The sequence below is a fragment of the Clostridioides sp. ZZV14-6150 genome, from assembly GCF_020657875.1.
GTDB lineage: Bacteria > Bacillota > Clostridia > Peptostreptococcales > Peptostreptococcaceae > Clostridioides.
This window is the reverse complement of the sequence record NZ_JAGWDA010000013.1, coordinates 19,138-39,593: the sequence shown is the minus strand read 5'-3', so window position 1 is coordinate 39,593 and position 20,456 is coordinate 19,138. Positions and strand designations below refer to the sequence as shown.

16 protein-coding genes are annotated in these 20,456 nt (G+C 28.3%); 14 read left to right on the top strand and 2 right to left on the bottom strand.

Annotated elements, in window-relative coordinates:
* Positions 1 to 29: 29 nt before the first annotated feature.
* The 5 genes from KGF41_RS14820 to KGF41_RS14800 all read left to right on the top strand — a co-directional run bounded on the left by KGF41_RS14820 (position 30) and on the right by KGF41_RS14800 (position 6,163).
* A complete protein-coding gene (locus KGF41_RS14820; protein WP_227856906.1) occupies positions 30 to 2,585 on the top strand; it encodes an FtsX-like permease family protein in 2,556 nt (851 codons plus the stop codon).
* A gap of 17 nt (positions 2,586 to 2,602) precedes the next feature.
* A complete protein-coding gene (locus KGF41_RS14815; RefSeq protein WP_227856905.1) occupies positions 2,603 to 3,271 on the top strand; it encodes an ABC transporter ATP-binding protein in 669 nt (222 codons plus the stop codon).
* A 659-nt stretch (positions 3,272 to 3,930) separates the two neighbouring features.
* Positions 3,931 to 5,052 carry an aldo/keto reductase gene (locus KGF41_RS14810; RefSeq protein ID WP_227856904.1) on the top strand — a complete coding sequence of 374 codons (1,122 nt, stop codon included), beginning with the start codon at positions 3,931 to 3,933 and terminating at the stop codon, positions 5,050 to 5,052.
* Between the two features lie 162 nt (positions 5,053 to 5,214).
* Positions 5,215 to 5,631 carry a MerR family transcriptional regulator gene (locus tag KGF41_RS14805; RefSeq protein WP_227828373.1) on the top strand — a complete coding sequence of 139 codons (417 nt, stop codon included), beginning with the start codon at positions 5,215 to 5,217 and terminating at the stop codon, positions 5,629 to 5,631.
* Positions 5,624 to 6,163, top strand: a complete 540-nt coding sequence (locus KGF41_RS14800) for a flavodoxin family protein (RefSeq protein WP_227828374.1) — start codon at positions 5,624 to 5,626, stop codon at positions 6,161 to 6,163. Before KGF41_RS14805 ends, KGF41_RS14800 begins: the two co-directional genes overlap by 8 nt.
* Positions 6,164 to 6,367: 204 nt before the next feature.
* On the opposite strand, the gene KGF41_RS14795 is transcribed toward KGF41_RS14800, so the two are convergent.
* The gene (locus tag KGF41_RS14795) at positions 6,368 to 6,517 is read right to left on the bottom strand and encodes a hypothetical protein (RefSeq protein WP_227828375.1); all 150 of its coding nucleotides are present in this window, start codon (positions 6,515 to 6,517) and stop codon (positions 6,368 to 6,370) included.
* Between the two features lie 459 nt (positions 6,518 to 6,976).
* Between KGF41_RS14795 and KGF41_RS14790 the strand changes: the two genes are divergently transcribed.
* The 4 genes from KGF41_RS14790 to KGF41_RS20935 all read left to right on the top strand — a co-directional run bounded on the left by KGF41_RS14790 (position 6,977) and on the right by KGF41_RS20935 (position 11,785).
* Positions 6,977 to 8,323: a glycoside hydrolase family 55 protein gene (locus tag KGF41_RS14790; RefSeq protein WP_227856903.1), complete on the top strand. Its 1,347-nt coding sequence runs from the start codon at positions 6,977 to 6,979 to the stop codon at positions 8,321 to 8,323.
* A 25-nt stretch (positions 8,324 to 8,348) separates the two neighbouring features.
* The gene (locus KGF41_RS14785) at positions 8,349 to 9,800 is read left to right on the top strand and encodes a glycoside hydrolase family 55 protein (protein WP_227828377.1); all 1,452 of its coding nucleotides are present in this window, start codon (positions 8,349 to 8,351) and stop codon (positions 9,798 to 9,800) included.
* A 158-nt stretch (positions 9,801 to 9,958) separates the two neighbouring features.
* Positions 9,959 to 11,383: a glycoside hydrolase family 55 protein gene (locus KGF41_RS14780; protein ID WP_227850502.1), complete on the top strand. Its 1,425-nt coding sequence runs from the start codon at positions 9,959 to 9,961 to the stop codon at positions 11,381 to 11,383.
* Between the two features lie 279 nt (positions 11,384 to 11,662).
* Complete coding sequence (locus tag KGF41_RS20935; RefSeq protein ID WP_255287822.1) at positions 11,663 to 11,785, top strand: hypothetical protein; 123 nt, start codon at positions 11,663 to 11,665, stop codon at positions 11,783 to 11,785.
* A gap of 167 nt (positions 11,786 to 11,952) precedes the next feature.
* Here KGF41_RS20935 and KGF41_RS14775 read toward each other — a convergent pair whose 3' ends face one another.
* Entirely contained in the window at positions 11,953 to 12,438 is a 486-nt protein-coding gene (locus KGF41_RS14775) for a hypothetical protein (RefSeq protein WP_227828379.1), read from the bottom strand.
* Between the two features lie 872 nt (positions 12,439 to 13,310).
* Here KGF41_RS14775 and KGF41_RS14770 point away from each other — a divergent pair.
* The 5 genes from KGF41_RS14770 (at position 13,311) to KGF41_RS14750 (ending at position 20,440) form a co-directional block, all read left to right on the top strand.
* Positions 13,311 to 13,688 (top strand): RidA family protein, encoded by a 378-nt coding sequence (locus KGF41_RS14770; protein WP_227433761.1) that lies wholly within the window; start codon positions 13,311 to 13,313, stop codon positions 13,686 to 13,688.
* 366 nt (positions 13,689 to 14,054) lie between these two features.
* Complete coding sequence (locus KGF41_RS14765) at positions 14,055 to 15,863, top strand: sigma 54-interacting transcriptional regulator (RefSeq protein WP_227828380.1); 1,809 nt, start codon at positions 14,055 to 14,057, stop codon at positions 15,861 to 15,863.
* A gap of 460 nt (positions 15,864 to 16,323) precedes the next feature.
* Complete coding sequence (gene dpaL, locus KGF41_RS14760; protein ID WP_227828381.1) at positions 16,324 to 17,538, top strand: diaminopropionate ammonia-lyase; 1,215 nt, start codon at positions 16,324 to 16,326, stop codon at positions 17,536 to 17,538.
* Between the two features lie 115 nt (positions 17,539 to 17,653).
* Positions 17,654 to 18,841 (top strand): YgeY family selenium metabolism-linked hydrolase, encoded by a 1,188-nt coding sequence (locus KGF41_RS14755; RefSeq protein ID WP_227828382.1) that lies wholly within the window; start codon positions 17,654 to 17,656, stop codon positions 18,839 to 18,841.
* 15 nt (positions 18,842 to 18,856) lie between these two features.
* On the top strand, positions 18,857 to 20,440 hold the full coding sequence (locus KGF41_RS14750) for an N-acyl-D-amino-acid deacylase family protein (protein WP_227828383.1): 1,584 nt from the start codon (positions 18,857 to 18,859) through the stop codon (positions 20,438 to 20,440).
* The last annotated feature ends 16 nt before the right edge of the window (positions 20,441 to 20,456 follow it).

The following is a 20,456-nucleotide window of genomic DNA, read 5'->3' as shown; positions in this document are numbered from 1 at the left end:
AAATAAATTATAAAAGATGAGGGGAATTTATGGGAATATACTTAAAGATGTCACTAGCATATTTAAAGAAAGATAAACTTAGAACTTCACTTTTGATACTAGGTGTTGTATTAGGTGTAATCTTGATATTTGGATTGAATGTTATAAAAGATTCTCAAAATAAAAATGATTTAAATGCAGTACAAAAACTTTATGGTGGACATCATGTAGAATGTACTGATTTAAACCTAGAGAGTATTGAAAAATTAAAAAGTGATGAGAATGTATCAAAAATTACTACAGTACAAAATTTAGGTAATGTTGTAGATAAAAAAGGAAATTCTGTCTTACTAAAATCAATGAACAAAGATTACTTAACAGGAAAGTCTAGTAAATTGATAAAAGGTAGACTTCCGAAAAGTAGTAATGAAATAGTAATAGAAAAAAAGGCTTTAGAAGCAATGAATATACCTGATACATTAAATTCTACTATAAATCTTACAGTAAAAAAGGAATATAAAGACTCAAAGGGAAGTAATCAAATTTATACTATAGATAAAGAATTTAAACTTGTAGGAGTTATAGAAAAACCAAAGGGATATTATGACTATGTTTATGAACTTGAAGCATTTACTTATGAAAGTGATGAAAATAATAACATAATACCACAAGATACAATTAGTTATAATAGTATATTAAGTTTAAAGACTGGTTGGAAAGATATTAGGGGACAAGCTGAAAATATTATGAGAAGAAATAATATAGGAAGGTATAGTTGCATACCAAATTCTCCACTTATGATAAAAACCATGGATATAGAAGAAAATATTAATCCAGATGTTTTTAAAAGAGAAGTTTTAATTATAATTACAGCATCAATTTTCATATTTAATATTTTTAATATAACATTAAATGAAACAATAAGAGAAATGGGTTTACTTAGACTAATAGGTTCAAGTAAGAAAAATGTTAGATGTATAATAATATACCAAGCATTAATCATAATGGTTGCAGGTATAATTGGTGGATTAATATTAGGTGTAATATTTTCATATATAGGAATTAATAGTCACAATATACAACTATATAAACAGGCATCAATAAATCCAAAATTATATGTAAGTAATGCAAATATTATGAAAGCTATAATAATAGGAGTATTTTCTGTGATTATTTCTTGTGTTATACCTATTTGGAATATAGGTAAAATATCACCTATTGAAGCTACAAAGAAAGTTGATAGGGTTAAAAAATATAGAGAAAGTTATAAGTTAAATAAACTTTTAAGTGGAATATTTGGTTTTTATGGGTTTATGGGACTTAAAAATATAGGAAGAAATAAAGGTAGAGCGTTTATATCTATGATATCAATTGCACTAGGAGGATATGTATTTATAACTACATTTTCAAGTATGCAAGACGAGGTAAGTAATAAAATTGAGGATATATATAATAAATATGATATAACAATGGAATTTGTTGGAGCAATTTCAGATGTAGATAATTTAAAATATACAGATAATGATGTAAATAAAATACGAAATATAGATGGTGTAAAGAGTATAAATAAGATTCAAGTAGAAAGCGGAATCTTCGAGTTTAAAAAGAATGAGATAAATAAAGAATTTACAAAGCACAATGGAATCCAAGAAAATGATACAATGGAATATGAAATGAATTTAAAATTCTATGAAAATGATTATATAAATGAGACATTAAAAAACTTTGTACAAAAGGGGATTTTAGATGATATCAGCAAAATTACAAGTGGATATCCAAATATAGCAGTATATAATTATTACTATGATGAAGTTGATGACCATACATATGAAAATGTTTTTAAAGATGTAAAGGTAGGGGATATAATAACAATAAAAGTTCCGATTACAGAGAATAATAAAACTTTATATAAAGAAAGTAAAGTAAGAGTATGTGCAACCTTAAATCCTGAATGGGCATTTAAAGGAGATGGTGGGCCTGGTCGTAAATTTGAGGTTATCACATCTAACAATCATGCTAAATACCTTACTGATGCACAGAAATACACTAAATTAGGCATAAACTTAGAAGACTCATATGATGAAATTGTAAATAAAGAAGTAGAAGAAATTTCTAACAGTATACATTTATCTAAATTTGATAGTAGATTGAGTTTTAAAGAGATGGGAAAGACAGCGCATGTAAATTATATTAAATCACAGATATCAATAATATTGTTAGTTTTAATAATAGCAGGTGTTAATATTTTCTGTACAATAAGAACGAGCCTTCTTATGAGAAGAAAAGAAATTTCAACACTTAGAGCAATAGGGTTAAGTGTAAGAAATATGAAGAAAATGGTTATTTATGAAGCATTAGCATATACAGTATTAAGTTTTATAATTGCTTTAATTCCATCTATAATAAATTTAATTAAATTTGTAAACTGGAATAATAATGCTTATAAAAACTTTGGAATAGAGCATTTTATGTCTTTTACATTTCCAATTAAGGAATCAATTATATTTTTCCTTATATCTATTATTGTATGCTTAATCGGAGTAATAACAAGTAATAGAGATTTTAAAAAGATGAATATTATTGAAGGAATAAAAGATAACGATTAATTTTGGGGGGCGAATTTATGAAAACTTTAAAAACTATAGATTTAAGAAAAATATATGGTAAGGGTGATAGCGAAGTTAGAGCTATTGACGGGATTACTTTAGAAATACAACCTCATAAATTTACAGCTATAATTGGTCAAAGTGGTTCTGGAAAGAGTACGTTGCTTCATTGTATGGCAGGTCTTGATAAACCTACTTCAGGTAAAGTATTTATGGATAATTTAGATTTATATACTTTAAATGATGATAAATTGTCTAAGATAAGAAGTAAAGAATTTGGGTTCATATTTCAAAGTTTTAATTTAATACCAGTTATAAGTGTTTATGAAAATATAATATTGCCTGTTTCACTTAGTGGTGGAAAGGTAGATAAATTATATATAGAAGATTTAATAATTAAATTAGGTCTTAAGTCGCAAATTAAGAAGTTCCCAAATGAACTATCAGGGGGACAACAGCAGAGGGTTGCAATTGCTAGAGCACTTGCAAATAAGCCCTCAGTAATATTAGCGGATGAACCAACTGGAAATCTAGATAGTAAAACGACTAAAGAAGTAATGGACGTATTAAAGTTTTGTGTTAATGAATATAAACAGACATTAGTTATGATAACTCATAATAATGAAATAGCTGAGAGCGCTGATAATATTATAACTATTAACGATGGTAAAATTATATCTAATTAGTGATATGTATCTAAATGTAAATTTATATCATGAAAAATGAATATTTTTTCACTTAAGAATAGTTGCTATACTCATGCCTAAAAATAAAAGTAATGCCTTTAAAATCTAAATAAATGGATTTTAAGGGCATTTTTACTATATATATTTAGTTTAGAATGATAGTTATAAGAAATAAAAGCGTATATCAATTGAAATTAGTAATTTTCAATTGATACACTACTCTTACAAGGTTGAAGTGTTACAAATAGCTTATTCTTTAAACTCTGATTTGAATACATTTCATTTTATCTTATCATAACTGAATTTGTAACCAACACCACAAATGGTCAGAACATATTTAAAATTGCCTGATCCTACTTTCTTTTTTTACAAACTCACTGCCTGTTGTTCTCTAGAACATTTGTTTTTGGATGACTTTATATACATCCTTATCACAGACTATATTTATAAAAATTATCCATAAACTCTAAAAAAGATATTAGGGATTAAAAACTATCTAATTAATAAAGAATAGATAAATTTTCATAGTATTTAATTAAAAAATAAAAAAACTATTGACTTGAAGTTAACTCTAAGTAGTAAAGTATAATTATAGAAAGTTTATAAGTATTTAAAAGAATAAGTTAAAGTAGAGAATACTTAAAGGGGGAAGCAGGACAATGGAACAAAAAAAATTAGGATTTGGATTAATGCGTTTACCAATAAAAGATGAAAATGATGCTACAAGTATTGATATGGATTACTTAAATAAGATGGTTGATACTTTTTTAGAGAGAGGATTTACATATTTTGATACAGCATATGTATACCATATGGGTAAAAGTGAAATAGCACTTAGAGAATCTCTAGTAAAGAGACATAAAAGAGAAAGTTTTACTGTAGCTACAAAACTACCACTAATGGCTTTGAAAGCAAAAGAAGAGCAGGAGTCTATTTTTAATGAACAGTTAGAAAAATGTGGTGTAGATTATTTTGATTATTATCTTTTACATAATATAGGTGTATCACATTATGAGGTAGCCAAGAAATTTGACAGCTTTAAGTTTATTGAAGAAAAGAAAAAAGAAGGAAAAATAAAAAATATTGGTTTTTCTTTTCATGATAGTGCAGAACTATTAGACAAAGTATTGAATGAACATCCAGAAGTAGATTTTGTTCAGTTACAGATTAACTATTTGGATTGGGATAATGAAAGCATACAATCTAGAAAATGTTATGAAGTAGCAACAAAACACAATAAACCTGTTATCGTTATGGAACCAGTAAAAGGTGGTACACTAGCAAAAATACCAGAAAGAGCCGAAAAATTATTTAATGATTACAATCCAGATATGTCAGTGCCATCATGGGCAATTCGTTTTGCAGCAAGTAAAGATAATGTCATGATGGTTTTAAGTGGAATGTCAAATATGGAACAACTATTAGATAACACAGGATATATGCAAAATTTTGAACCATTTGTACAGAAAGAATATGATGTTATAGATGAAGCAGTAGAAATTATAAATGAAGCAATTGCAGTTCCATGTACTGCTTGCCAATATTGTGTAGAAGGATGTCCAAAAAATATTGCTATTCCAAACTATTTTGCTTTATACAATGCAGAAAAGCAAGCTCTTAATACTGGATTTTCAACACAAATGGTTTACTATAATAACTACACTAAAACTTATGGAAAAGCGTCAGATTGTATTGGATGTAAACAGTGTGAAAAAAATTGTCCACAACACATTAAAATTGTAGACTCTTTAAAGAATGTAGCAGAAATTTTTGAAAAATAATTGTTACCATAAAATAATTAATGTTATACGGAAAAATTGAAGTTAATGAAATATAAGTAAAATAATTAATGATATATAGAAAAGTTGAAATTGATGAAATGTCAGTCAAACTGTTTAATCGAATTTTAAATTATACACTATCAAGAAAGGAGGAGGATTTGTGTGACAATTTCAGAAGTGAGTAAAAAATACGAACTTTCAGCAGATACTTTACGATATTATGAACGAATTGGCTTAATACCACCTGTAAGTAGAAACAAAAGTGGAATTAGGTCTTTTACAGAAAAAGATTGTGAGTGGGTTAATTTCATCAAATGTATGAGAAGTGCAGGGCTTTCCATTGAGACATTGATTGAGTATGTAACTATGTTTCAAAAAGGGAATGAAACTATAAAAGCGAGAAAAGACCTTTTAATAGAACAACGAAATCAGCTTTCTAGAAGAATAGAAGATATGCAGAAAACTTTAGAACGATTAAATAGTAAGATTGATGGATATGAAGATAAAGTTATTGAAAAAGAAAAAACATTAAAGAATAATAGTGAGAGTCAAAGAACGGAGGTATTGTCTTATGAATAAAAGTGTACTTGTACTGTCTGCAAGCCCTAGAAAAGGTGGGAATTCTGATTTACTATGTGACCAATTTATGCAAGGGGCATTGGAATCTAAAAATCAAGTAGAAAAAATATTTTTGAAAGATAAGGAAGTTAATTATTGTGTAGGATGCGGAGTCTGTTATGAGAAAGGTGGAAGTTGCCCACAAAAAGATGACATGGAAGAAATTCTTGAAAAAATGATTAAAGCAGATGTTATTGTTTTGGCAACTCCAGTTTATTTTTATACTATGAATGCACAAATGAAAACTATGATTGATAGAACCTGTTCGAGATACACTGAAATTTCTGGAAAAGAGTTTTATTTCATTGTTGCCGCAGCAGACAATAGTGAGCAAGCTATGGAAAGAACATTAGAAGGATTCAGAGGATTTACATCATGTCTAAACGGTGCTAAGGAAAAAGGTATAGTTTATGGCGTAGGAGCTTGGCATGTAGGTGATATTAAAGAAAGTGTAGCAATGAAACAGGCATATGAAATGGGTAAGTCAGTGTAGGTAAGAGGTATTTTTAAGAGCGTTAGATTCTCTAAATTTTATTGATGGAGTGACTCCAGAATAATCTAGATAAAATAAATAGTAGACTAAGAGTATTCTACCATTTAGAGGCTGTAAGTAGATTTGTGTAAAACAAATTTACTTACAGTTTTTTGTTGTATATAATTGCTAGATTTGAAAATTAGTTTTTTCATCTAATTTAATTTATATAATATCATTTTGAGTTGTATCAAGTCTGTAATCAGTCATATCAAGCTTATTGTCAATTATATCAAGTCTGTTGCTAATTTTAATACTATTATCTAATTTTAATAATATTTCTAAAGATTTTTCATCTATAACATCAGTCCTCATATTTTATTATCATATCATAAATATAAGTACTAACTTTTAATAAACTAACTAATAATTTTATAAAATAAGTAAATTATAAATGATTTATAAATTAAATGTAAATAAAAATATGGACAAAATATAAACAGTTTATAAACAAATCAACTACTGATAAGATGAATTTTAATGCTAGTATAGGAGTTACAGGAAATGTGTGACTATGAGAAGATAAAATCTATCAGCTTATTTGGCATACAATATTGAATCTATTTAGTATATTTTATATGATTTCACAGATTAATTTTTTAGTAGTAATAAGACTAAAAAGAACAGATCTATTAATTAGCAAAAAATAAAGTATTCTAATGATAAAGATTATCTCAAATGTCATAAACAAATATAGATTTATTATGATTATAGTAAAAATACACTTCTTCCTGTATATACAAATAATTTAAATTTTAAAAGGAGGAATTAATCATGGCAATTGAAACTAAAACTCCAGACTGGGTTAATGTGCTGGAACTAAATAGCAAAATAGACATTACTGGAAAATCTGATGTAAGTGATATGATACAAGATATTGTTTCTGATGAATCACTAAAAGATTCTGTTATATATTTTCCAAACGGTGACTATTTATTTGAAAAAGGTATTAAGATTAGCCAACAAATAACACTTCAAGGAAATTCTTATTATGGAGGAGATGTTCTAGAATTAAGTGAAAGTGAAGACAATAAAAAACCATTTATAGGAGCAACAAATTTTATAACTAGAGGCGTTTCTAATATGAGTATTGTTACATTGACAGAGACAAATCAAACTATAAAAAATATTAACTTTTACTATGATAATCGTGAAATAAAAAATGAATTACCTAAAGATGTATCTGCTATAACAGAAGGTGAAGGAGTACAAGGTCTATCACATTTTGAACATCTATATATTTCTGGATTTTCGGGAACAGGAATTGAAATTCCACTTTATGCAACTGGTAATGATATTACTGTTACCTCATGTGGTCTTGGTATAAAACTTGGAGAAAAATCTATGCTTTCTAGTAGTAAGATTCATAAATGTAAAAATGGAATGGAAATTACAACTGGTGTCAGCTTAAACAATGTAAAAATAGAAGATATTCAAGAAGTAGGTATTAATAATAAAGGACTTGGTTTCAATCTTATGATTAATCTTGCAGTTGATAAATGTGGATACTGTGGGTTTATGTTTGAAAAAATGTCTCATAGCCAGATAACTGCAAGATTTACTAACTGTAGCCAATATTATAAAAACGTTGACTATGATACTTATAAAAATCTTCCAGATAAAAAAGAAGGAGCTTATTCTATACTTTATGGAGACACTTTAGACAACTGCAATATTGTATTGATGAATAATAATGTTGATACTCTAGAAAATGGTCTAGAGCGCAAGATACATGTAATCAAAGCGAATGAAACAACTAATGTAACTCTAGAATGTGATGCTGAAGCTGATAGCTTTATACAATGTGCAAAAGGTAACTTACTATTAGAAAATGGTAGAAATACTTATAAGTTCTATGATGGTGAGATTTGTTCTGTAGGCGGAGTTCAAGTTTCTGATGTAAATCAAGGTGATTTACTTAAGATAATTGATAATACACTTTATGTAGATGATGGGGGAAAAGATTTAGTGGTTCCTAAATTACAGAAGAATTCTGTTATATCTTCAATATTAGATTCAGAAGTAGAGATAAGTAAATTGCATAGTGGAACATGGGAACAAATTGGTGTAAAAACACTTAATGGAGAACCTATGTACTATTATAAAAAAATAAACGATTAGTTTTAAACTTAGGAGGTAGCGAATTATGGGAGAACCTATAATAATTAAAGAAACAGGTGGCTGGATTAATGTTTTAGATTATGGAGTTTGTAGAGATGAAACAGAAGATGTAAGTTCTAGGGTGCAAGAAATTATAAATGCTGCACCAGAAGACTCTATTATATATTTTCCAAAAGGGAAGTACTTATTTACAAGTGGTATAGAGATTAACAAACGATTAACACTATGTGGAGACACATATTTTAGGTCAAATAATCCAAATAGTCCAGATTATTATTCAGGAACAACACAATTTTCTGGTAAATTCGATCAAAAAAAGGTAGAAGATGGTACAATTGAAAGTTTTACAATGATAACCATAAAGGGAGTAAAGCATTGTATTAAAAGTATTTCTTTCCAATCAAACAATTGCAATAGCAAGAAGACACCTGAGGAACCTCCTGCAAATGGTGAATCAGGATTTCATCATGAAATAATATTCACAAGTGAACACAAAGGGAAATGTATATCAGCAATTGTATGTGAAAATGTATCAGAAGGGCCTGGACATTATGAAAATGTAGACTTTGGTGGCTTCGGTGAAATTGCACTTAAGATGCCTAATAATTCTACAGTAAACGATATTACTGTTTTTTCATGTAATCGTGGTATTAGTACAGGAGAAGATTCAATAATTACTAATGGAAAGACTTGGGGATGTGATTATGGAATGGAAATTTCTACTGGAACTTTTATTAATGGTATGAGAGTAGAAGAAGTTGGTAGGATTGCTATTGACAATATTGGTAAGGGCTTAAACTTTGTTACAAATGTTACAATTGACCAATGTGGATATTGCGGATTCAAGTTTGACTCAATGTCTAATACCTACGTATCAGGAAATATCTCAAGATGTGGTCAATTTTATTTTAATTTTAACTATGATGACTATTTGAAGTTAGACGAGAGAGTTAAGGAAGCTTATTCCTTATTTTATGGGAATTCAATAGAGTCAAGTAATATAACAATCGCAAATGACAATGGAGACTATTGGGATGATAAAGGGAAAGATAAATTTAAGGAAGGGGATTTAAGATTTAGGGAACATAAGATATATCTTATAGAAGCTTTTGAAGCCAAGAATGTATTATTAAGATGCAATATAGATGCTACTGATATGGTTGTTAATTCAGAAAAAGGAAACCTAATATACAATAATAAAGAACAAATAGTTATATTTTATGATGGTGAACTTAGTAGTATTAATGGAGTTGGTATATCTGAAAAAGGTCATAATGACAAAATAAAGATAAAAAATGATGAGATGTATATAAATGGCAATATTAAGATGCATAGCCCACAGGTAAATGATATTATATCAACATCAACTAGTAATATCAATACAGTTTCTGGTCAATATAAAGTAAAATTGGAGAAAATAAGTCAAAAAGTAGAAGTTGGAAGAACTATACACTATTATAAAGTGATAGATAAGTAAGTAAATATATTAGACTTAAGCAAGTATTTTGCCAATGGTCTAGTTATTAGTTTCAATAAATTTTATATAGTACAATTGGTAACTATAAAAATTCATTTAATACCAAAAGCACATAACCTTTTGGTATTGAGTAAATTAAGAAAGGAATAGATAATATTATGGAAGAAATTAAGAATAAAAAATGGATTAACGTATTAGAAAGAGAGCCTGATATTAAAAATGATGGGACAGAAGATGTAGGACCTTTTATACAGAAAATTATTAGTGAAACAGATTTTTGTATTTTGTATTTCCCAAAAGGTAAATACCTATTTAAAACTGGTATTGCGATTGATAAAGAAATAACCTTACATGGAGATTCTGATTCATCAACATCTGCTACAGAATTTATAACACGTGGAGTTCCTAATATGAGTATTATTACATTGACAGGAAGAAAACAATGTATTAAAAATATAAGTTTTTATTCTGATAGCTGTGAGATGATTGTTCATGATGAACCCCCAACAAAAGGAAATCCACATTATCATTATGAAATGTTCATTAAGAGAAATGAGAATAATGAAGAAATGAAGGGGGTATCAGCAATTACATGTACTGCTGAAACTACAGGCCTAGGTCATTATGAAAATCTTTATATAACTGGCTTCTCAGGTACAGGAATTCAAATTCCTTACTATTCAATTGTAAATGATATTACAGTTTCCTCTTGCGGGCTAGGTATTGATACAGGAAATGACATAATTATTTCAAACAGTAGAATATATGAATGCCAAAAGGGTATGGAAATTAAGGTAGGAGCTAGTCTGAATAATATTAAAATCGAGAAAATACAAGAAGTAGGCCTTAGAAGTAAGGGTGGCGGTAGTTATAAGATTAATAATATTACTATTGATCAATGTGGACATTGTGGTTTTGCATTTGGTACAATGATTAATACTTCTATATCTGGGATTATAAGAAGATGTGGTCAGTATTATTATAATACAGATTATGATACTTATTCAAATATGGAAAATAGGAAAGAAGATGCATATTCATTATTCTATGGAGAGAATTTTAAGAATTGCCATGTTAATTTGCTTAGTGATAATAAAGATAATTGGGATGATGGATTAGAATATAAGCATAAAGTTTATGTATTTGAAACTCTTCAAATACCAAATTCTACACTGAAATGTAGCATAGATGCTTATGATTATATAGTAAAATCAGTACACGGAGGTGGAAATTTAAGGTTAAAAAATAACTTTAATGATTATATATTTATTGACTCATCTGTTCCAGAGATTGTTAATGGTATTAACTTGAAGGGATATCACAAAAATAGAAATTTGTTAATGTTAGATAATGGGAAATTGAGTTTTAAAACTGGCACTGGCACTGGCGATGAGAAAAAAAATATATTTAGAGCTCAACAGGGTCTTATTGTTACATCATTAGATTCAGATATTTCTCAGATAAAATCTACCTATGGAGGAGAATGGGTAAAACTTGGTTCTGAACTTATTGGAAAAGAAACTGTATATTATTATGAAGTCCCTGCACCCCCAAAATCCCCTGAAACTCAAAAAAATAAGTAATAAATAATATAAAAAAATGAATCCTTACAACAGGGTTCATTTTTTATAAATATAGCTGAATATAATAATACAAAAACTAATAAAGAAGTTTAAAATACTAGTCTTATATTATTGCAGAATTAACAGAATATTTAATATAGTTTTCTAATATCATAGAATAGTTATCTTTACTACAGATATATTTTAATACATGTTCTTATGTTGCTGATAGAGTTATGTCATTTTCAGATAACTCCTTAAGTTTATGTATTTAAAGCTTATTATCTGATAAAGTCGATATTGAAATGTAACATAAATGATTGTGATTATATAATAGAAACAGTACATGGAGATGGGAATTTAAGATTACAAAATAACTTTAATGGTTATATAGTAAAAGCAATACATAAAGGCTATAATTAGATTTACAGAAAAGTAAATTTATCTACAGCCTTTTTGGTATACTCAGTTTTTTAATATACACAGATTTTTGATATACATACAAATCTATGCACATTTTTATCATTTATTTGATATCTAAATTTATATGTGTTTTAGTAGTTGTTTTGCTTTTAGTAGTTAGTAGCGTATTAAATAGATTCTTTCATAATATCATTTTCTTTAATAATTAACTTTTTTAGATTTTTCCAATCGATTTCTTCCATATTAGCAAAATAATGTCCACTTCCTACACAAGTTAAATAGGATTTACCATCTAATTCAAATGAAGAACCACCAATACACTTTGGATTACATTTTTTACAAGTACGAGTTTTTGTAATACTATCTTTAATAACTTTAGAGCATTCTTCTACAGTGTCTCTATATGTATCTAGATTATAAAGGTTTGCTTTAACTCTCCATTTTTTCTCATTACATTCAATAGTAAATAGACTACGTTTTGGTTTTTTAGTTGAATATAGTATACGATAAGAACGAGCTCCTGTTCGTGGTTCAATCTTGCAATCTAGTGATTGACCAAGTTCATGCAAATCATAAGCAATACTATAATCTTTCCCACTTAGTACTTTTAGCATTTCTTCTGTTGTTTCTGCTGTTAATGGACTTTTGTTCATAATTAAACACCCCCTATATAAATAGAAATTTTGCATATAAATAGTAGCTTTATATACAAATAAAAACTAATAATAGTATAGTCAATCAAGTTATCAAAATCAATAAAATAGCTGTAATCTTACATTATTAGGCATGAAATGAGAGGTAGTGTTTTGTAGAGGGAAAGACTTAATAGTATGAAAATTCACTCAAACATGATACAATTCTATAAAAGATTTAAAAAATATGAAGGGAGAAAGTTGCTGAAAGAATTAATTTTATACTTTACTTATATTTTATAAAATAAATGTATAGCTTATAAGATAAATGGGCTCATTAAAAAATAGTTTTGTAAGTTTTCAGCAGCAGTAGTGGAATATTGATAATTTTTTGGTTACTATTATACTTGGCTATTATATTTTCAATAGGTTCTATGATAACAAAAGTAAATAAGGTCTGGATTAAAGTGTTGCTATTTGTAGCAGTAGGATTGTCAACCATAGTTCTTTCATACATGATAGCCTAATAAATTAAAACTTTAGAACTATTTAAATAAAATTTGCGAATTCTCAAAACAAGAATTCTCAGGTTGGTAAAATTCTAGATATGAGAAAAAAATTAACGTTATAAAAAAACGAATTTCTGATTATTTTTTATGGGAAGGTTGCAATTTAGGTGTTTTAAGTGCTTACATAAAGTTTTATGAATAAAAAGAAATTGGCATGCTAATTGCTTTAATAAATATTAACATGAACACAAATAAATATAATAATCTGAGTATTGATTATTTGAAACTTTGGATTTGATTTCTTGTCTAAAGGTTCATATTAATATTGGTGTTTAGGAAATTTTATTTTCCTGTAAATATAACTTAATAATAGGAGGTGAAATCATGTCAAAAGTAGTAATAGCTACAGAGAAAGCTCCAGGAGCAATTGGACCATATTCTCAAGCGATACAAGTTGGAAATATAGTTTCTACATCAGGTCAACTTCCAATAGACATGAAGACAGGTGAGTTAGTATCTGACCCAAAAGAAGCAACAAAAGCTTCTTTAGACAATGTAAAAGCAATACTAGAACAAGCTGGTACAACTATGGATAAAGTATTTAAAACTACAGTTTTCGTAAAAGATTTAAAGGATTTTAATGATATTAACGAAGTGTACGCTACATATTTTAAAGAAAATCCACCAGCAAGATCATGTGTACAAGTTGCTCAATTACCAAAAGATGCAGTTTTAGAAATTGAAGCAATGGCAGTATTATAATAAAATCAATGACAAAACTAATAAAAATTAAAAACTAATAAAAAAAGTCTACAATTAAAAAGTTTATATTAAAAAAGTCTATATAAAAATCTATCTAAATATTTAACTATTGAGCTTTTCTTATATAACATATATTTTTGTGCCAAAAATATATTTGTTATAGGAGGAAAGCTTTTTTGTATTTTATTATTTGTGTATTATAATTAAAGTAATCCTAATATAAAACAATCTTTTTATAATTATTATTATGTATTTCAATGTAAATATATAAATAAGTAATGTTTTATATATATTTTAAAAATTAACTATATGTTAAAATATAGTTAAACTGATAATTTGGTAAATTAAATTCTAATGGGGGAAACTATGGTAAGTAAATTAAAGGAATTTCAACAGGAAATGATAAAATACACTGAAACAGTAGCTAGTGTGCTAGATGTAGATATTGAAATAGTTGATGATAGATTAATAAGAATTAGTGGCACAGGTCTGTATAAATCAAAAATAAATGAAAGCGTTGTTACTGAAGGTTTTCTTTATGATAAAGTTATACAGACAGGTCAGGAATTAGTCGTATTAGATATATGTGATAATCAGCTTTGTATAGAATGTTCCCATTACATGAAATGCCTAAATAAAGTAATAATAGCAGTCCCAATAAAATATAATAATCGTACTATAGGAGTAATTGGTGCTATTAGTACAGATAAAACTAAAAAAGTAGAAATAAGTGCAAAAATAGATAATTATTTGAAGTTTGTCAATCATATATGCGATTTAATTTCTATGAAGATAGAAGAACATGAAGTGTCAAAAAGTAGCAGTAGAAAAATGAATATGATGATAGAAATAATAGAAAATGTTGAAAAAGGTGTCATTATATTAGATATAAATAGCAAAATATCTTATATAAACAATATTGCTTTGAAAAAATTAGATATTGGAAAAGATATAATAGAAAATACAGTAAAAATAATATCTGTTGAATCTTCTTCAAATGGGCATGAATTACTAGAAATTGATATTGATAACAAAATTTATAATATAAATGCCAAAATAATTCCTGTATATCCATATATAAATCAATATGACAAGATAATCATATTTGATAAGACATATATAAACCATAAAGGACATGGAAAAGTCAACAGTGGATGGGGAAATAGTGATATAGAGTCTATAATTGGTAACTCAGAATCAATGGTGAAAGTTAAAGAGAGAACTAAGAAATTAGCAAAGTCAAATTCAACAGTTCTTATAACTGGTGAAAGTGGTACAGGTAAAGAGTTAATTGCTAGAGCTATACATGCTGAAGGAAGTAGATGGAATAAGCCATTTATTGCTATAAACTGTGCTGCTATTCCAGAAAACCTTCTTGAAAGTGAGTTATTTGGCTATATAAAAGGTGCATTTAGTGGAGCTAGTAGTGGAGGTAAGGTTGGTAAGTTTGAACTTGCAAATGAAGGGGTCATATTCCTTGATGAAATGGGGGACTTATCTATGCCTTTACAAGCGAAGTTACTTAGAGTTTTGCAGGAAAGAAAATTTGCAAGGATTGGCTCAAATAAACTTATAGATTTAGATATAAGAGTAATTGCTGCAACAAATAAAAATTTACTTAAGTTAGTGAATGAAGGCAAGTTTAGAGATGATTTGTACTATAGGTTAAATGTAATTCCTATAAATTTACCACCCCTTAGGGAAAGAAAAGATGATATTGAAGCTATAATGATGAAATTTGTTTCCAAGTATTCTTTAGAATTAGATATAAAATTGAATCAAATAGAAAAAAATGTGATGAATATGTTGATTAATTATAATTGGCCGGGAAATATAAGAGAATTAGAAAACGCAGTTGAATATATGATGAATTTAGTTGGAGAAGATGGAATAATCTATAAAGATATGCTTCCATTAGATATTTTGAACTATTATAATATTAAAGGAAATAGTTTTAAGAGTAATAATGAGGTAATAAAGTTTGAAGATGATATAGTTGATGGAATAGTAGAAAACCAAGAAAAAATACTTTCAATTAAAGAATTGGAGTTAACTTACATACATAAGTTGTTAAATAAATATGGAAGAGATACAAAGACAAAAAAGAAAATAGCAAAAGATTTAGGGATAGGTTTAGCTACATTATATAGAAAGCTAGAAGAGGAACAACAATAAACTAGATATAGAAAATAGTTTTAAATGTATTGTAATGTGATTGGTAGGTCAATAAAAATAACAGTACTAATAGAAAGCTAAAATAAAAACATAAAATATAGAAGGTTATAACCATATAAATATAGAAGGTAAAAATAGTAATATACAAGACAAAATAATAGACATATAGAAAATTAAAGGCATAATAGAAGGAAAATAAAAATAAAGAAACGGTTTCTCGAAATGATAATTCTCGTATTGATAAAAATTTCCCAATATGAGAATTTTTTCTTTTATAAATCTTATTTTTCACACTCAGATTTTACAGAATTTAAATAAATTTGAAAAAAGTATGTAATTCCAACATAAAAAAATTGTTTTTAGAATAAATAATATTGGCACAGTAATTGCTTTGTATAAAGACACAAAGATAAAAAATTAATAATGACATCGAAAAATTTGAAAGGGGAATATAAAATAAATGAGAGAAATAAAATGGAAATTAAATAACTTACCTAAAGCAGAGAAAAAAGAAAAAGGAATTGAATTTTTAAAGGATGAAGAAATTGCAAAAGCGAAAGCATTTCATGAGAGTTTTCCACAATACGAAAAAACTCCTTTAGTTAAATTAGATAACTTAGCAAAATTATTAGGGGTTAGCGGAATATATGTAAAAGATGAATCTTACAGATTTGGATTAAATGCATTTAAAGTTTTGGGTGGTTCTTACTCTATGGGTAGATACTTAGCTCAAAGATTAAATAAAGATATATCAGAGTTAGGATATGAAAAATTAATTTCAAAAGAAATAAAAGACCAATTAGGAGAAATAACTTTCTTTACAGCTACAGATGGAAATCATGGTAGAGGAGTTGCTTGGACAGCTAATAAATTAGGTCAAAAATCTGTTGTGTTAATGCCAAAAGGTTCTTCTGAATTTAGATTAAATAAAATCAAGGGAGAAGGTGCAGATGCTAGTATAACAGACTTAAACTATGATGATGCTGTAAGATTAGCTAATGAATATGCAGAAGCTGATGACCATGGAGTAATGGTTCAAGATACAGCATGGGAAGGATATGAAGAGATACCAGCATGGATAATGCAAGGATATGGAACTATGGCTAAAGAAGCTATAGAACAATTAAAAGAATATGGAGTAGATAGACCAACACATGTATTTGTGCAAGCAGGAGTTGGTTCGCTTGCTGGTGCAGTTCAAGGATATGTTGCTTCAATATATGATGAATGCCCAATAACAGTAGTAGTAGAAGCTGATGAGGCAGATTGTTACTATAAATCAGCAGAAGCAGGAGATGGAAAACCAAGATTTGTAGGTGGAGATATGCCAACTATAATGGCAGGTCTTGCTTGTGGAGAACCAAATACTATAGGATTTGAAGTATTAAAAAATTATTCATCAGCATTTGTTTCAGCACCAGACTGGGTTTCTGCTAAAGGTATGAGAGTTTTAGGAAATCCTCTAAGAGGAGATGAAAAAGTAATCTCTGGAGAATCTGGAGCAGTTACAACTGGAGCATTAGTTTCAATACTTGAAAGTGAAGATTTAAAAGATTTAAGAGAAGCTTTAAAACTAGATGAAAACTCTAAAGTATTATTAATAAGTACAGAAGGAGATACTGACCCAGACAAATATAAAGATATAGTTTGGAATGGAGAATGCCAAAGTAAATAGAGGGTTCAAGATAAATAAAAGTAAAGTGCTAACAAATCAAATAAGTTAAACATTATAAATGAAAAATCAAAATGCCAATAAATAAAAATTAAGAATTATATGGGGGAATATCAAAATGTTAAATGAAATAAGAAAAAAACAATTAACTGAAGTTTGCCAAGATTTAATAAGAAATGCTAGTTATTCAGGTCAAGAAGAAAATGTAGTAAAGGCAATTGAAGAAAATTTTGCTATATTAGGTTTTGACAGCTGGTCAAGAGATAGATATGGAAATATAGTAGGATGTATAAAAGGAAATAAACCAGGTAAAAAAATATTATTTGATGGTCATATAGATACAGTTCCAGTTCCAGATGCAAGTAAATGGAGTGTTCCTCCTTTTGAAGCAAGAATAGTAGATGGTAAAATATACGGTAGAGGAACTTCTGATATGAAGGGTCAAGTAAGTGCTATGATGGCGGCTGTTTCATACTTTGCAGAAGATACTAATAAAGACTTCGAAGGTGAACTATATGTAGCAGGAGTTGTTCATGAAGAAATATTTGAAGGAGTTTCAGCTAGAGAAATAAGTAAAGCTGTTAAACCTGATTATGTTGTAATAGGAGAGTCTTCAGAATTAAACTTAAAGATTGGTCAAAGAGGTAGAGGAGAAATAGTTGTAGAAACTTTTGGTAAACCAGCTCACTCTGCTAATCCAGAAAAAGGTGTAAATGCAGTTTATAAAATGGCTAATGTAATTCAAAGAATACAACAATTAGTACCTCCAACTCATCCAGTGTTAGGTGATGGAATACTAGTTTTAACAGATATAAAATCTTCTCCATACCCAGGAGCATCAGTAGTGCCAGATTATTGTAAAGCAACTTTTGATAGAAGATTATTGGTTGGAGAAACAAAAGAAGGAGTATTAGCTCCAATACAAGCATTATTAGATGAAATGATGAAAGAAGACTCAGAATTAAATGCAAAAGTTTCTTATGCATCTGAAAAAGCTGACTGTTATACAGGAAATACTATAGAAAGTGAAAGATTCTTCCCAGGTTGGTTATATGATGAAAATGATGAATTTGTTCAAGCAGCATACAAAGGATTAAAAGAAGCTGGAATAGATTCAGAAATAACTCAATACTCATTCTGTACAAATGGAAGCCATTATGCAGGTGAGGCTGGAATAAGAACTATAGGATTTGGTCCTTCTAGAGAAAATCTTGCTCATACAATAGATGAACATATAGAATTAGACCAATTATTCAAAGGTGCAGAAGGATATTATGGTATATTAAAATCAGTTTATAAAAAATAATTAGGAGATGGTTTTGTGAGAACTTTAATAAAACATGGGCTTATAGTAGATGGCAATAAAACACCAGCATATGAAGGGGATATTTTAATAGAAAACGAAAAAATATTAAAAATATCACAGGATTTAAACGAAGAAGCTGACAAAGTTATAGATGCAAAAGGTAGAGTTATATGTCCAGGTTTCATAGATACTCATAGCCATTCAGACCTAGTGATTTTAGTTAATCCATATAATGAGGTAAAGATTAGACAGGGAATTACAACAGAAGTGTTGGGCCAAGATGGAATATCTATGGCCCCTCTACCTCAAGAGCATATATCTTCTTGGAGAAAAAATTTAGCAGGCCTAGATGGTGAAAGTGATGAAATTGATTGGAAATATGAAACAACAGAAAATTATTTGAAAATGATGGACGAAAATGGGGTGGGATTAAATGAAACTTATTTAGTACCTCATGGAAACGTAAGAATGGAAGCAATGGGACTTGAAGATAGACCTGCCACTAAAGAGGAAATTCAAAAGATGTGTGAAATCACAGAAAGAGAATTAAAGGCAGGAGCTATAGGATTGTCAACTGGACTTATATATATACCTTGTGCGTATTCATTGACAGAAGAAATTATAGAGATGTGTAAAGTAGTAGCAAAATACGATGGAGTATTTGTAGTTCATCAAAGAAGTGAAGCAGATACGATTTTAACATCAATGGAAGAAATTATAGAAATTGGAAAACAATCAGGAGTAAAAGTTCACTTCTCACACTTCAAGGTTTGTGGTAAATCAAATTGGAAGTATATACCTCAAGTTATAGAACTTTTAGAAAAAGCAGAAAAAGAAGGTATAAGAGTATCATTTGACCAATATCCTTATGCAGCTGGAAGTACAATGCTTGGAGTAGTTTTACCTCCATGGGCACATTCAGGAGGAACTGATAAATTAATAGAAAGATTAAGTGATGAAAACGAAAGAGCAAAAATGAAAAAAGATATAGCAAATGGAATCGAAGGTTGGGATAACTTTATAGAATTTGCTGGAATAGACCAAATCTTTGTAACAAGTGTAAAGACAGAAAAAAATCAAGATACAATTGGTAAAAGCCTACTAGAAATTGGAAAGATGAGAGGCAAAGACCCATTAGATGCAACGTTTGATTTATTGAAAGAAGAAGAAAATGCAGTTGGAATGGTAGATTTCTATGGATTAGAAGAACATATAATAGGTTTTATGAAAAGAGACGAACAAAATGTATGTACAGATGGTCTTTTAGCAGGTAAGCCACATCCAAGAGCATATGGTTCTTTCCCTAAAATACTAGGAAGATATGTTAGAGAATTAAATGTACTAACAGTTGAAGAAGCTGTTTACAAAATGACTAAAAAAGCAGCAGTAAGCTTTAGTATAAAAGATAGAGGGGAACTAAAAGAAGGATATTTTGCAGACATAGTTATATTTGACAAGGATACAGTTAGTGGATGTGATGATTTTATCAATTCTATGCAATATCCTACAGGTATAGATTATGTAATTATAAATGGAAATTGTGTTGTTGAAGAAGGAAAATACAATAAAATTAAAGCAGGAAAAGTACTTAAAAATTAAATCTTAGCTTTAAGGA